The organism is Paracoccus laeviglucosivorans, assembly GCF_900182695.1.
Taxonomy (GTDB): Bacteria; Pseudomonadota; Alphaproteobacteria; order Rhodobacterales; family Rhodobacteraceae; genus Paracoccus; species Paracoccus laeviglucosivorans.
In genome coordinates this window covers 111,550-124,691 of the sequence record NZ_FXTK01000005.1, presented here as the reverse complement: position 1 = coordinate 124,691, position 13,142 = coordinate 111,550, and the positions used below count along the sequence as shown (strand labels likewise).

The following is a 13,142-nucleotide window of genomic DNA, read 5'->3' as shown; positions in this document are numbered from 1 at the left end:
GCCCTTGCGTCAATCCGTGGTCTGGACCTCGACCAGCGCGGTCACGGGTTTCCCATCTACAAGGATCGGGCGATGATGGTCGTCGGCCAGCAGGATCCCGATGACATGCCGGCCCGCAGGTGCCGGGCAATGGCCGAAACGCGCCTTGACCAGATCACCGCCCGTGTCGCTGTTCATGCTGTTATAGGGGCGGCCCGGTATGTTGCAGCTATCCCCATCGGGATCGATCTTCATGTGGATGTGGCCGCAGGCAGGATCGCCTTGACAGGTTCCGGCGGGTTTCAGCGCAATATTGGTGTCCACGACGATGCCGACGGCACGTTCGGGATCAGCGCCCAAAGGCACGGTCGCACCCGCAGGCGGCCACTTGATCGACAGGCGCGGCGCGTCCTGCGCAATCGCCGGGTTGGTCAGGACAAGCAGGGTCAGGGTCAGGGACAGTCGCAGCATGGCTGATTCCATTCATGTAATCGCTGATTACTTTACCTTGCCCACAGTTTCGCGCTAAGTAAACGGTGATTACAAAGGAATGCCGATGACGGATGACCGCCCCTATCACCACGGCAATCTGGTCGAGACCCTGCTGGCCGCGACCGTCGCCATCATCGAGGAAAAAGGCGTCGAGCATGTCTCGATCCGCGAGGCGGCCAAGCGGTCGGGCGTCTCTGCCGGTGCGCCGTTCCGGCATTTCGCCTCCAAGACGGCGCTGCTGACGGCGGTGGCCGAACAGGCCATGGCGCGGCTGCGTCAGGCGGTGGATACAGCATTGGAACAAGCCGGGGACGATCCGCTGCAAGGGTTCGAGGCGATCGGACGCGGTTATCTGAACTGGGCCATCGACAATCCCACGCATTTCATGGTGATCAGTTCGCGCACATTGATCGATTTCGACAGTTCCCAGACCTTGCGCCGCGACAATGCCGCGCTGCGCGCTCTGATGGTCGAATTGCTGGGCCGCGCGCAGGCTGACGGGGCTTTGCGCGCGGGGCAGGATCTGGATTATCTGGTTCTGGGCGCGCGGGCCTTTGTCTATGGTCTGGCGCGGATGGCGGCGGACGGGCATTTCCCCGAATGGCACGACAGGGAAAATCCCAAGGACGCGGCAATGCGCGCCCTTGGGCTGTATATCCTGCAGATCCGGGCTTAGGCGTCGATGAATTCCCGCACGAAAGGCGTGGCAGGACGGGCGCGGATGTCCTGCGGACGGCCCACCTGTTCGATTTTGCCCATCGACATCACGACCACCAGATCGGCCAGCTCCATCGCCTCGTCCTGATCATGCGTCACGAAAACGGTGGTCAGGCCGGTATTGTCGTGGATGTCGCGCAGCCCCTGACGCAATTCCTTGCGCACGCGGGCATCCAGCGCGCCGAAGGGTTCGTCCAGCAGCAGCATCCGCGGCTCGATCGCCAGCGCACGGGCCAAAGCCACGCGCTGACGCTGACCGCCCGAAAGCTGGTTCGGGAAACGCTTCGCGATCTGCGGCAGCTGGATCAGCTCCAGCAGCTTGGTGACGCGGCGCTGAATCTCGGCCTCGGGCGGGCGGTTGCGGCGTGGGCGGGCGCGCAGGCCATAGGCGATGTTTTCAAACACCGTCATGTGGCGAAACAGCGCATAGCTTTGGAACACGAAGCCCGCCTGACGTTCCTGCACCGACAGGCCCGTCGCGTCCTTGCCGTCAAACAGCACCCGCCCCGAGGACGGGAATTCCAGCCCGCCCAGAATGCGCAGCAGCGTCGTCTTGCCCGAACCCGACGGCCCCAGCAGCGCGACCAGCGCACCCGAAGGGATCGGCAGGCTGACCGGGTGCAGCGCCGTGGTGGAACCGAATTGCTTGGCGATCTCGTCGATCTCGATATGCATGATGGAACCTTTTAATGGCGACGGGTTGCTGCAAGCTGGTCGGCATGACGCCATTCCAGCGCGGTTTTCAGCGCAAGGGTGATCAGCGCCAGCAGGGCCAGAACGGCGGCCATGCTGAAGGCGGCGACGGACAGGTATTCGTTGTAAAGCATCTCGATGGTGATCGGCATGGTGGCGGTCTGCCCGCGGATTTTCCCCGAGACGACGGCAACGGCCCCGAATTCCCCCATGGCGCGCGCGTTGCACAGCAGAACACCGTAAAGCAGCGCCCATTTGATGTTGGGCAGCGTCACGGTGCGAAACACCCGCCAGCCCGATGCGCCAAGGGTCAGCGCGGCCTCTTCCTCGGCGCGGCCCTGTTCGATCATCACGGGGATCAGTTCGCGGGCGACAAAGGGAAAGGTGACAAAGATCGAGGCCAGCACGATCCCCGGCAGCGCGAAGATGATCGGAAAGCCGCTGGCGACCAACCAGCCGCCGATCAGGCTGTTGGTGCCGAACAGCAGGACCAGCGCCAGACCCGCGACGACCGGCGACACCGAAAACGGCAGGTCGATCAGCGTGATCAGGAACGCCTTGCCCTTGAAGTCGAACTTGGTGATGACCCAGGCGGCGGCGATGCCAAAGACCGCGTTGACCGGGACTGAGATCGCCGCGACCAGCAGCGTCAGTTGAATGGCCGAACGCGCATCGCGCGATCCCAGCGACTTGACGGCGGCCCACGCCCCCTTGGCCAGCGCCTCGGCAAAGACCACGGCAAGGGGGGCAAGGACCAGCAGCGCAAGCCCGCCAAGCGCAATCGCGATCAGGACGATGCGGGTGGTGCGGCTTTCCTCGGCGACCGGGCGCCATTTGCCCGGCACGACATCGGTATGGTCAAAGGCGGCGTCAGACATGGCCAATTCTCCGGCGGCTCCAGATCTGGATGAGGTTGATGACCAGCAGCATCGAGAACGAGATCAGCAGCATGGCGATGCCGATGGCCGCCGCGCCGTTATAGTCGAACTCTTCCAGCTTGATGACGATCAGAAGGGGGGCGATCTCGGTCTTCATGGGCAGGTTGCCCGCGATGAAGATGACCGAGCCGTATTCACCGACCGCCCGCGCCAAAGACAGCGCAAAGCCGGTCAGCGCGGCGGGCAGCAGCATGGGCAGGATGACCCGGCGCAAGGTGTAAAAGCGGCTGGCGCCCAGCGTGGCGCTGGCCTCCTCGACCTCGCGTTCGATTTCCGCGATGACGGGCTGCACGGTGCGGGTGACAAAGGGCAGGCCGACGAAGATCAGCGCAATCAGGATGCCCCATTCGGTATAGGCGATCTTGCCGCCAGCGGCCTTGGCAAGGCTGCCAAAGACACCGTTCGGGGCATAAAGCGCGGTCAGCGCGATGCCCGCCACGGCGGTCGGCAGCGCAAAGGGCAGGTCCACCACGGCATCGACCAGCCGCCGGCCGGGGAATTCGTAGCGCGCCAGCACCCATGCCAGCAGCGTGCCGAAAATCAGGTTGAACACGGCCGCAAAGAAGGCCAGCCGGAACGACAGGTAAAGCGCGGCCCAGACGCGGGGCGTGTTCACCGTGTTCCAGACCCCGGCAGGCCCGTAGCTGATGCCTTGCGCCAGCAGCGCCCCGATCGGCAGCAGCACGATCACCGACAGCATCGTCAGGGTGATCCCCATGCCAAGGCGGAACCCCGGCATGGGAGATTTCTGAGCTTGAGAGCGGAGCGCCAGCGCCATCGCTTATTTCCCGCTATAGATCTGATCGAAGGTGCCGCCATCGCCGAAATGCTCGGGCTGCGCTTTCTTCCAGCCGCCGAAATCGGCGATGGTCACCAGATCCAGTTTTGGGAAGCGTGCCACGTCGTCTGCATTGGCGGCGCTGGTATCCCATGCGCGGTAATAGTGTTTGAAGGCCAGCGCCTGCCCTTCGGGCGAATACAGGAACTGCAGATAGGCATCGGCCAGCGTCTTTTGTTCATCGTCGGCGATGTTCTTGTCAACCAGAGCCACCGGCGGTTCGGCCAGGATCGAAACCGAGGGAACCACGATGTCGAACTGGTCGTCGCCCAATTCGTTCAGCGCCAGATAGGCTTCGTTTTCCCAGGCCAGCAGCACGTCGCCGATTTCGCGCTGGGTGAAGGTCGTGGTCGAGCCACGCGCGCCGCTGTCCAGCACGGGGACGTGCTTGTAGATCTCGCCCACGAATTCCTTGGGATCCAGGTTGTTCTTCTGGGCATAGGCCCATGCCGCCAGATAATTCCAGCGCGCCCCGCCCGAGGTTTTTGGGTTCGGCGTGATGACCTCGATGCCGTCCTTGGTCAGGTCGTTCCAGTCCTTGATCCCCTTGGGGTTTCCCTCGCGGACAAGGAACACGATGGTCGAGGTATAAGGCGACGAGTTGTGCGGCAGACGCGACTGCCAATCCTCGGGCAGCAGGCCCTTGGCGGCGATCTGGTCGATGTCGGATGCCAAGGCCAGCGTGACAACCTGCGCTTTCAGGCCGTCGATCACTGAACGCGCCTGCGCACCCGAACCGCCATGCGAGGTTTCGATCGTCGGCGCCTTGTGGCCCTCGGCTTCCCATTTCGCGGCAAAGGCTTCGTTCACTTCGCGATACAACTCGCGCGTCGGGTCATAGCTGACGTTCAGCAGCGTGTTTTCCGCATGGGCCTGACCACCGGCCAGCAGCGCCAGACCGCTGACGGTCACGATCGCAGCCAGCGTGCGGCGACCAGCCAAGCCAAGGCAGCGCGACAGGATGCCCTGACGCAGCGGGTAGCCCGTCTGTTCCTTGGTGCCGTCCTGAACGGTCAGGCGGCCATCGAAATGGCGGCGCACAACGCGTCCATGGGCAAGCTGGGTGTCGTTCACGCGAATGGTGCGGATCATGGCGACTTTCCTCGTAACTCGGTTCCGGGCCTTTCGGGCCAAGGCTTCATGTCCACAATTACGACAGAGTTAGTCGTTAATATCAAGAAAAAAGACGAATAATTCTATCGTTTTTAATATTGTTATTTTTCATACTATTATACGAAAGAAAACGGTTGCAGCACCGGGTTTTTCGACCACCTGAGCCGCGCAAAAACAGCGCCTGGAAGCGAATTCGACGTAGAATCGTAGTCTATTCTGAAAAAATTTGGCCGCGCTTTCGGGGTCGAAAACGCGGCCAGCTAGACGTTTGTTTTACGGCGCGGACTAACCCGGCAGTTGTTCCTCGGCCTTTTGGGCCAGGGCTTCGGCACGGGCGGCAAGCTCGGCCATAGCCTCCGACAGGCTGGCGGGAACCACCGGAACCTCGACCCGCGCGGGGTTGGTCTTCAACCGCGACAACTCGCGTTCGGCAGTGATGGCGCGGTCCTCGAACGCAGTCGTGCGCTCGGCCAGCATCAACCCGGCCAGCAGCAGCAGGCGCGGTTCAGGCATCCGGCCCGCCTGCTCAAGGATATGCTGCGCCTCAGTATCCAGCAGGGCGGCGGCGCGTTTCAGCAGCCGCTCCTCGCCCTCCTGGCAGGCCAGCGTATAGGTCTTGTGCCCAATCGAAAAATCGACCTCGGCCATGTGTCAGCCCCTTTCCTGTTCGGATGCGGCCAGCGTGTCCTCCAGCGCCGCATCGGTCGCGACCGGGCTTTCCACGATGGCAGGCGTATCTGCGGGGCGCACGGATGCGGCAGGCGCGCCCAGCATCCGGTCCAGCGTGTCAACGATGTCGCCCATCTGCGCGACTTCGGCATCGCGGGCCGCGCGCAAAGCCGCGATCTCGGCCTGCAAAGCCTGATGCGGGGCGTCATCCACCCCTTCCAGCAGCGCGCGGTTGGCGCGGGCCAGATCCTCGTTCGCGGCGGCAAGGCGCGCGGCTTCGTCGCTGGCGGCGCTTAGCCGGTCATTCGCCTCGGCCAGCCGCGTCTCGAAGGTCGCGATCAGCGCGGCCTGCTTGTCGTGCAGCGCGGCAAGCTCATCCGACAGGCGGCGGTTTTCATCCTGCAGGCCATCGGCCGGGACAGCGGCGCGGGATGCCGTGCGGTCGATATACTGGTCAAGGCGGTCCAGCGCCGCGATCAGCCGCTTTTCGCTGGCGTTGAGGTCGTCTTTCATCGGGCGGGGTCCTTTCGGTCGCTCGTCCTTGGGCGTGATGTAACTTTTTGGCATCACTCCGCCCATATGACAAGCAAAGGCTGGGCCATACCCCTGCCCGTTCGCGCATTCGCGCCGATCGCGCGGCTTTTCACATCGCCTGCGCATGCCTATAAGGCGGCAGCACAACCGACAGAGAGGCCAGATGCGCAGCGCCACCATCACCCGCGAAACGGCCGAGACCCGGATCGAGGTCACGCTGAACCTTGACGGCACCGGCGTCTATGACAACCAGACCGGCGTCGGGTTCTTCGATCACATGCTGGACCAACTGTCGCGCCATTCGCTGATCGACCTGACGGTGCGCGCCAAGGGCGACCTGCATATCGACGATCACCACACCGTCGAAGATACCGGCATCGCCATCGGTCAGGCTCTGGTCCGCGCGCTGGGGGATAAAAAGGGCATTCGCCGCTATGGCAGCTTTCACCTTGCGATGGATGACGCGCTGATCCGCGCGGCGCTGGATTTGTCGGCGCGGCCGTTCCTGATCTGGAACGTCGATTTCCCGACCGCCAAGATCGGCACCTTCGACACCGAACTGGTGCGCGAATTCTTTCAGGCGCTGTCCACGCATGGCGGCATCACGCTGCATGTGGACCGCCTGCATGGCCTGAACAGCCACCACATTGCCGAAGCGGCCTTCAAGGCCGTCGCCCGCGCGCTGCGCGAAGCGGTCGAGCCTGACCCCCGCATGGCGGGCGTGCTGCCCTCGACCAAGGGCGCGTTGTGATGCGGGTCGCCCTGGTCGATTACGACAGCGGCAACCTGCATTCGGCGGAAAAGGCATTCGCGCTGATGGGGCGCGACGTGGGCGCGCAGGTCATCGTGACCTCGGACCCCGAGGCGGTGGCCGACGCCGACCGGATCGTCCTGCCCGGCGACGGGGCGTTCCCCGCCTGCCGCAAGGCTCTGGACGAGGTGCCGGGCATGGTCGATGCGCTACGCGATGCGGTGCTCGCGCGCGGCGTGCCCTTCATGGGCATCTGCGTCGGAATGCAGATGCTGGCCGAAACCGGGCACGAATATCGCGAGACTGCCGGCCTTGGCTGGATCGGTGGCCAGATACAGGCCATCCGTGCGCCCGGCCTGAAAGTGCCGCATATGGGCTGGAACGACCTGACGGTGCATGGCGCGCATCCTGTGCTGGACGGCATCAAGACCGGCGATCACGCCTATTTCGTGCATAGCTGGCAGTTTGACGTGACCGATCCGGCCCATCTGCTTGCGACGGTGGATTACGGCAGCGCGGTGACGGCGGTGGTCGGGCGCGACAATATTGTCGGCTGCCAGTTCCACCCGGAGAAATCGCAGGATGTCGGCCTGCGGATCATCGCGAACTTCCTGCGCTGGCGCCCCTAAGGGCGCAAGCCCTCGCCTTCGCGGCCCCTTGGATGGGGGCGGCGAAGGCGCGCCCGGTTCAGCGAACCTGCGTCCATGTTTGCGTCTTGCAGAACACCGCCACACAGCCCGACACGCTCAGCGTCTTGCCGTTCAGCACCATCTTGGACTTATAGGTCTTGTCCGCACCCGGATCCCAGATCGTCCCGCCCGAGAATTTGCCGCCGCCATCGTCGGTCATCCCCGCCACGATGTTCTTGCCAGTATGGGCCGAGCTGATTTCCTTGCCTGCCTTGTCGAAGGATTTCACCAGCCGCCCGCAATATTTGCCGCCGCAGTCATAGAATTCGACCATGCCGACATGGCCCTGATCGTTGGCCTGCGTCTGGAAGATACCGCCGATGCCATCGGCTTGCGCAGCACCCGCGCCCAGCATCAGCATCATGGCGAAAGCCCAAGATTTCATAGTGATTCCTCCCCCTGCGGGTCCGTGCCCGACAGGACAAGGATGCGCCTGCAACCCCGGCGCGATCAAGACTGACGTGGCGTTGGCGGGCCGCAGCCTGCGACCCTGCGGCCCCTTTCCGATCTTGCCGCCATGTGGCAAAGGGGCGCCAACCACAGGAGAGATGCGATGATCCTTTACCCCGCCATCGACCTCAAGGACGGCAATTGCGTGCGCCTGCTGCGCGGCGACATGGAGGCGGCGACCGTCTTCGGCACCGACCCCGCTGCACAGGCCCTGGCGTTTCAGGAAGCGGGTGCGCAATGGCTGCATCTGGTCGATCTGAACGGCGCCTTCGAAGGCCATCCCGTGAACGCCGCAGCGGTCGAGGCGATTCTGGCCGCGACCGACATTCCCGCCCAGCTTGGCGGCGGTATCCGCGACATGGCCACCATCGAAAGCTGGCTGGATCGCGGTCTGGCCCGCGTCATTCTGGGCACGGTGGCGGTCGAACAGCCCAGCCTTGTCCGCGAAGCAGCGCTGGCATTTCCCGGAAAGATCGCGGTCGGCATCGACGCCCGCGGCGGCCGTGTCGCGACCCGCGGCTGGGCCAAGGAGACCGACGTGATGGCCGTCGATCTGGCCCGCCAGTTCGAAGACGCCGGCGTGTCCGCCATCATCTATACCGACATCGACCGCGACGGCGCCATGCAAGGGCCGAATATCGCAGCGACCGAAGCTCTGGCGCGGGCCGTCAATATCTCGGTCATCGCGTCTGGCGGCGTCAGCTCGATGCAGGATCTGCTGGCGCTGCGCGACACGCGGGTCATTTCGGGTGCGATCTCGGGGCGGGCGCTTTATGACGGCGCGATCAATCTGGGCGAGGCGCTGCGCGCGCTGGCCTGATGATCCGCAAGGGTCCCCTGCCCGGTCCGAACCCGTTGGACGGGTATCGCAGGCCGGGCGATTTTCTTGATTGCTACAGCGCGCCCTCGGGCCTTTCCGCGCCCGAGGCTGCGCGTATCATCACCGCATTTCCCGGCTGGGCCAAGCGCCTGCTGGCATTGCGCAATGCCTTGATGCGGCCCTTTGGCCTGCGGGTCGAACCGCGCGAGCCCGGCCCCTACGGCTTTTTCCCGGCCGAGATTGAAAGCCCCGATCATGTGCTGCTGGGCTTTGACGACCGGCATCTGGATTTCCGCATCCTGATCCTGCGTGCGGATGGCCGCATCCATTGCGCGACATGGGTGGGGCCGCATCATATCGGCGGCAGGCTTTACCTTTGCGCTGTCATGCCATTTCACATATTGATCCTGCGAAACGCGATGGCGCGGCTGATGCGCGCCCCGGAAGGCCAAAGAACATGCTGAAAACCCGTGTGATCCCTTGTCTGGACGTGGCCGATGGTCGCGTGGTCAAGGGCGTGAACTTTGTCGATCTGGTGGATGCCGGCGATCCCGTCGAAGCCGCCCGCGCCTATGACGCGGCGGGCGCGGATGAGATCTGCTTTCTGGACATCCACGCCACACATGAAAACCGTGGCACCATGTTCGATCTGGTGACCCGCACGGCGGAAGCCTGTTTCGTGCCGCTGACCGTGGGCGGCGGCGTGCGCAGCCACAATGACGTGCGTGCGCTGCTGCTGGCGGGCGCCGACAAGGTCAGCTTCAACTCGGCCGCCGTGGCGAACCCCGATGTCATTGCCGAGGCCGCTGACCGCTTTGGCAGCCAATGCATTGTCTGCGCCATCGACGCCAAAACGGTCGCGCCCGGCAAATGGGAAATCTTTACCCATGGCGGGCGCAAGCCCACCGGCATCGACGCGGTGGAATTCGCCCGCACCGTCGCCGCCAAGGGCGCGGGCGAGATCCTGCTGACCAGCATGGACCGCGACGGCACCAAATCCGGCTTCAACATCCCGTTGACCCGCGCCGTGGCCGATGCCGTATCGATCCCCGTCATCGCATCCGGCGGCGTCGGCGCGTTGGAACATCTGGCCGAAGGCGTGATCGAAGGTCACGCCAGCGCCGTTCTGGCGGCCTCGATCTTTCACTTCGGAACCTTCACCGTGCGTCAGGCCAAGGAACACATGGCCGCCGCAGGCATCCCCATGAGGCTGGCATGAGCGGTATCCAACGACTGGCCGACACCATCGCCGCCCGCAAGGGCGCTGACCCGGACACAAGCTGGACCGCCAAGCTGCTGTCCAAAGGCCCCGAGAAATGCGCCGAGAAATTCGGCGAGGAGGCCGTCGAGGCGATCATCGAGGCCGTCAAGGGCGACCGCGCCCGCCTGACCTGCGAAGCGGCGGACGTGATCTATCACCTGCTGGTCATGCTGGCGGCGCGCGATGTGACGCTGGCCGATGTGGAAAATGAACTGGACCGCCGCGAAGGGCGTTCGGGAATCGAGGAAAAGGCTTCACGGACATGAAGACATGCTCGATCAACTGCTTGCGGAATTCCAACGCCCGATGAGCCTGCCGCTGCCGGTCGTGACCCTTCGACTGGTCATGGCTCTGCTGCTGGGCGGCGTGATCGGCTGGGAGCGTGAGGCAAAGCACCGTCAGGCCGGGCTGCGCACCCATATGCTGATCTCGCTGGCGGCTGCCTGTTTCACGCTGGTCGCGATGGAATTGGCCGAGGCGTTTAGAACCCATCCCGGCGAACAGCGCACCGATCCGTTCCGGCTGATCGAGGCGGTGACGGCAGGCGTGGCCTTTCTGGCCGCCGGGTCGATCATCACGCGGGGCGGCGATGTGCGTGGCGTCACCACCGGCGCATCCATGTGGCTATGCGGCGCGATCGGGCTGTGCTGCGGCACGGGCGATCTTTGGCTGGCGATCATGGTCACCCTGCTCGCCATCGCCGTGCTGTTCGTGGTCCGGCAGCTGATCAGCCCTGTCCTGCGCGACGAAGATTAGCGCGGAACGGTCACGACCTTGACCGCACCACCCTGCGCGGAAAGCGCAATCTCTCCGGCGGCAAGACGCAGCGCGTCCTGACCGAACACCTCGGAACGCCAGCCCGACAGCGCGGGCAGGTCGCGCGCGCCCGACGCAATCGCATCCAGATCGGCAGCCGAAGCGATCAGGCGGGGCGCAACCCCTGCCTCATCCGATTTGGCTTTCAGCAGCACGCGCAGCAATTCGGCCAGCGCGGCATTGCCGGGGCGGCCCGGTTCTTCGGGGGCGGGCTTGGGCAGATCCTTGGTTTCCAGACCAGCCTTGACCGCGGCAAGGATACCGTTCGCAATCTCTCCGCGCCGCGCGTCGCGCAGCAGCAGGCGGGATTTGCCCAGATCGGCCTCGGACAGCGGTTTGGTCGAGGCAAGCTCGATCAGCGCATCGTCCTTGAAGACGCGGGCACGGGGAATGTCGCGTTCCTGCGCATAGTTTTCGCGGAAGCGGGCCAGTTCCCGCACCACCGCCAGAAAACGCGGCGAGCCCGAGCGGGTGCGCACACGTTCCCAAGCCTCTTCGGGGCGGGTGATATAGGTTTCGGGGTTCAGCAGCACCGCCACTTCTTCCTGAAGCCACGGCGCGCGCCCGGTCTTGTCCAGCTGCGCCGCAAGGAATTCATAGATCGCGCGCAGATGCGTCACATCGGCCAGCGCATAGCTTGCCTGCGCCTCGGACAGCGGGCGGTGCGACCAGTCGGTAAAGCGCGAGGATTTGTCCAAGGGCTGACGCGCGATCTTTTTCACCAGCGTCTCATAACCCACCTGTTCGCCGAAACCGCAGACCATCGCGGCAATCTGGGTATCGAACAGCGGATCGGGCAGCACGCCTGCATCGTGGAAAAAGATTTCCAGATCCTGACGGGCTGCATGGAAAACCTTGACCGTCGCCTTGTGGCGGAACAGGTCGTAAAGCGGCTCAAGCGACAGATTGCCCAGCAGCGGGTCGATCAGCACAGCGGTCCCGCCATCGGCCTTGGTGCCAGAGGCGGGCGGAAGCGCCGCCTGAATCAGACACAATTTGGAGTAATAGGTCCGTTCCCGCAGGAATTCGGTGTCCAGCGTCACATAAGGCTGGGCCTTGGCCAGTTCGCAGAATTCGGCCAGTTCTGCAGTCGTCGTGATCGTGCGGATTTCGTCGTGCTTGGCGGTCGTCGGTTGGGCTGGCATGGGGCTCTTTCAGGCATGGGCGGGGCGTCCGCCGAATCTATATTCCGGCCATGCGGCAGTCTTTCCTAAAAATCAAGGCGCTACGTCACGACCTACAGCGGATCGATGTCGCCCTGTGCCCGCATTGCCTCGAATTCGGTGACAAACGCCGCAAGACGCCCGTTGGCGATCGCGTCGCGCAGGCCCGCCATCAGTTCCTGAAAATAGTGCAGGTTGTGCCAGGTCAGCAGCATCCCCGAAATCATTTCGCCCGAACGGAAGACATGGTGCAAATAGGCGCGGCTATAGCCGGTGCATGCGGGACAGGTGCAGTCGGCGTCCAAGGGGCGCGGGTCATCGGCATGACGCGCGTTCTTGATGTTGACCTGACCACGCCGTGTCCATGCCTGACCCGTCCGGCCCGAACGCGACGGCAGCACGCAATCCATCATGTCAACGCCGCGTACGACCGCGCCCACGATGTCGTCGGGCTTGCCCACGCCCATCAGGTAGCGCGGCTTGTCTTCGGGCAGGAAGCCGGGCGCATAGTCCAGCACGCCGAACATCGCGTCCTGCCCCTCACCCACCGCCAGCCCGCCGATGGCGTAGCCTTCGAAACCGATGGCTTTCAGCGCGGTCGCCGATTCCTCGCGCAGTTCGGGCGTGACGCCACCCTGCATGATGCCGAAAAGCGCATGGCCGGGCCGGTCGCCAAAGGCGTCGCGCGAGCGTTGCGCCCAACGCATCGACATGCGCATGGATGCCGCAACCTCGGCATCCGTTGCGGGCAGTGCGGGACATTCGTCAAAGGCCATGACGATGTCGCTGCCCAGCAGGCGCTGAATTTCCATGCTGGTTTCGGGCGACAGGAAGTGCTTTGAGCCGTCCACATGGCTGGCAAAGGTCACGCCTTCCTCGGTCAGTTTGCGCAGGCCCGCAAGCGACATGACCTGAAATCCGCCCGAATCGGTCAGGATGGGGCGTTCCCAGTTCATGAATTTGTGCAGGCCGCCCAGCCGCGCCACGCGCTCGGCCCCCGGACGCAGCATCAGGTGATAGGTATTGCCCAGCAGAATATCGGCCCCGGTGGCGCGCACCGATTCCGGCAACATCGCCTTGACGGTCGCCGCCGTGCCCACAGGCATGAATGCGGGTGTGCGGATCTCGCCCCGAGGGGTCTGGATCGCGCCGGTGCGGGCGCGGCCATCGGTGGCCGATACGGAAAATGCGAATCTCTGGGTCATGCCCGCGCAGATAT

The 13,142-nt window shown here is 64.2% G+C and carries 18 protein-coding genes; 8 read left to right on the top strand and 10 right to left on the bottom strand.

Annotated features, from left to right (window positions below; genetic code table 11):
• Positions 1-9: 9 nt before the first annotated feature.
• Positions 10-450, bottom strand: a complete 441-nt coding sequence (locus tag FN835_RS07995; RefSeq protein ID WP_142662692.1) for a hypothetical protein — start codon at positions 448-450, stop codon at positions 10-12.
• Positions 451-535: 85 nt separating this feature from the next.
• On the opposite strand from FN835_RS07995, the gene FN835_RS07990 reads away from it, so the two are divergent.
• On the top strand, positions 536-1,147 hold the full coding sequence (locus FN835_RS07990) for a TetR/AcrR family transcriptional regulator (RefSeq protein ID WP_246098671.1): 612 nt from the start codon (positions 536-538) through the stop codon (positions 1,145-1,147).
• On the opposite strand, the gene FN835_RS07985 is transcribed toward FN835_RS07990, so the two are convergent.
• The 6 genes from FN835_RS07985 to FN835_RS07960 all read right to left on the bottom strand — a co-directional run bounded on the left by FN835_RS07985 (position 1,144) and on the right by FN835_RS07960 (position 5,952).
• Positions 1,144-1,863 (bottom strand): sulfate/molybdate ABC transporter ATP-binding protein, encoded by a 720-nt coding sequence (locus tag FN835_RS07985; protein ID WP_185958612.1) that lies wholly within the window; start codon positions 1,861-1,863, stop codon positions 1,144-1,146. The genes FN835_RS07990 and FN835_RS07985 overlap by 4 nt on opposite strands.
• Before the next feature lie 11 nt (positions 1,864-1,874).
• Positions 1,875-2,759, bottom strand: coding sequence for a sulfate ABC transporter permease subunit CysW (cysW, locus tag FN835_RS07980; protein ID WP_142662689.1), 885 nt, complete (start codon positions 2,757-2,759; stop codon positions 1,875-1,877).
• Positions 2,752-3,597, bottom strand: coding sequence for a sulfate ABC transporter permease subunit CysT (gene cysT, locus FN835_RS07975; RefSeq protein ID WP_142662688.1), 846 nt, complete (start codon positions 3,595-3,597; stop codon positions 2,752-2,754). Before cysT ends, cysW begins: the two co-directional genes overlap by 8 nt.
• A gap of 3 nt (positions 3,598-3,600) precedes the next feature.
• Positions 3,601-4,749 carry a sulfate ABC transporter substrate-binding protein gene (locus FN835_RS07970; RefSeq protein ID WP_246098670.1) on the bottom strand — a complete coding sequence of 383 codons (1,149 nt, stop codon included), beginning with the start codon at positions 4,747-4,749 and terminating at the stop codon, positions 3,601-3,603.
• 306 nt (positions 4,750-5,055) lie between these two features.
• The gene (locus FN835_RS07965; RefSeq protein WP_142662687.1) at positions 5,056-5,418 is read right to left on the bottom strand and encodes a cell division protein ZapA; all 363 of its coding nucleotides are present in this window, start codon (positions 5,416-5,418) and stop codon (positions 5,056-5,058) included.
• Positions 5,419-5,421: 3 nt separating this feature from the next.
• On the bottom strand, positions 5,422-5,952 hold the full coding sequence (locus FN835_RS07960; RefSeq protein WP_185958611.1) for a hypothetical protein: 531 nt from the start codon (positions 5,950-5,952) through the stop codon (positions 5,422-5,424).
• A 184-nt stretch (positions 5,953-6,136) separates the two neighbouring features.
• On the opposite strand from FN835_RS07960, the gene hisB reads away from it, so the two are divergent.
• Positions 6,137-6,724: an imidazoleglycerol-phosphate dehydratase HisB gene (hisB, locus tag FN835_RS07955; RefSeq protein WP_142662686.1), complete on the top strand. Its 588-nt coding sequence runs from the start codon at positions 6,137-6,139 to the stop codon at positions 6,722-6,724.
• Positions 6,724-7,353 (top strand): imidazole glycerol phosphate synthase subunit HisH, encoded by a 630-nt coding sequence (hisH, locus tag FN835_RS07950; RefSeq protein ID WP_142662685.1) that lies wholly within the window; start codon positions 6,724-6,726, stop codon positions 7,351-7,353. Before hisB ends, hisH begins: the two co-directional genes overlap by 1 nt.
• Before the next feature lie 58 nt (positions 7,354-7,411).
• On the opposite strand, the gene FN835_RS07945 is transcribed toward hisH, so the two are convergent.
• Positions 7,412-7,798, bottom strand: a complete 387-nt coding sequence (locus tag FN835_RS07945; protein WP_142662684.1) for a DUF2147 domain-containing protein — start codon at positions 7,796-7,798, stop codon at positions 7,412-7,414.
• Positions 7,799-7,966: 168 nt separating this feature from the next.
• On the opposite strand from FN835_RS07945, the gene hisA reads away from it, so the two are divergent.
• From hisA to FN835_RS07920, 5 genes are read left to right on the top strand one after another with little or no spacing between them, the layout of a single operon-like run.
• Entirely contained in the window at positions 7,967-8,683 is a 717-nt protein-coding gene (hisA, locus tag FN835_RS07940) for a 1-(5-phosphoribosyl)-5-[(5-phosphoribosylamino)methylideneamino]imidazole-4-carboxamide isomerase (protein ID WP_142662683.1), read from the top strand.
• On the top strand, positions 8,683-9,147 hold the full coding sequence (locus FN835_RS07935; protein ID WP_142662682.1) for a DUF2867 domain-containing protein: 465 nt from the start codon (positions 8,683-8,685) through the stop codon (positions 9,145-9,147). The genes hisA and FN835_RS07935 overlap by 1 nt, the downstream gene beginning before the upstream one ends.
• The gene (gene hisF / locus FN835_RS07930; RefSeq protein WP_142662681.1) at positions 9,141-9,902 is read left to right on the top strand and encodes an imidazole glycerol phosphate synthase subunit HisF; all 762 of its coding nucleotides are present in this window, start codon (positions 9,141-9,143) and stop codon (positions 9,900-9,902) included. Before FN835_RS07935 ends, hisF begins: the two co-directional genes overlap by 7 nt.
• Positions 9,899-10,210 carry a phosphoribosyl-ATP diphosphatase gene (locus FN835_RS07925; RefSeq protein WP_142662680.1) on the top strand — a complete coding sequence of 104 codons (312 nt, stop codon included), beginning with the start codon at positions 9,899-9,901 and terminating at the stop codon, positions 10,208-10,210. The genes hisF and FN835_RS07925 overlap by 4 nt, the downstream gene beginning before the upstream one ends.
• Before the next feature lie 4 nt (positions 10,211-10,214).
• A complete protein-coding gene (locus FN835_RS07920; RefSeq protein ID WP_142662679.1) occupies positions 10,215-10,700 on the top strand; it encodes an MgtC/SapB family protein in 486 nt (161 codons plus the stop codon).
• Here FN835_RS07920 and rnd read toward each other — a convergent pair.
• Together rnd and tgt are read right to left on the bottom strand one after the other, a co-directional pair.
• The gene (gene rnd, locus FN835_RS07915; protein WP_185958625.1) at positions 10,697-11,869 is read right to left on the bottom strand and encodes a ribonuclease D; all 1,173 of its coding nucleotides are present in this window, start codon (positions 11,867-11,869) and stop codon (positions 10,697-10,699) included. The genes FN835_RS07920 and rnd overlap by 4 nt on opposite strands.
• 128 nt (positions 11,870-11,997) lie before the next feature.
• Entirely contained in the window at positions 11,998-13,128 is a 1,131-nt protein-coding gene (tgt, locus tag FN835_RS07910; RefSeq protein ID WP_142662677.1) for a tRNA guanosine(34) transglycosylase Tgt, read from the bottom strand.
• Positions 13,129-13,142 lie beyond the last annotated feature (14 nt).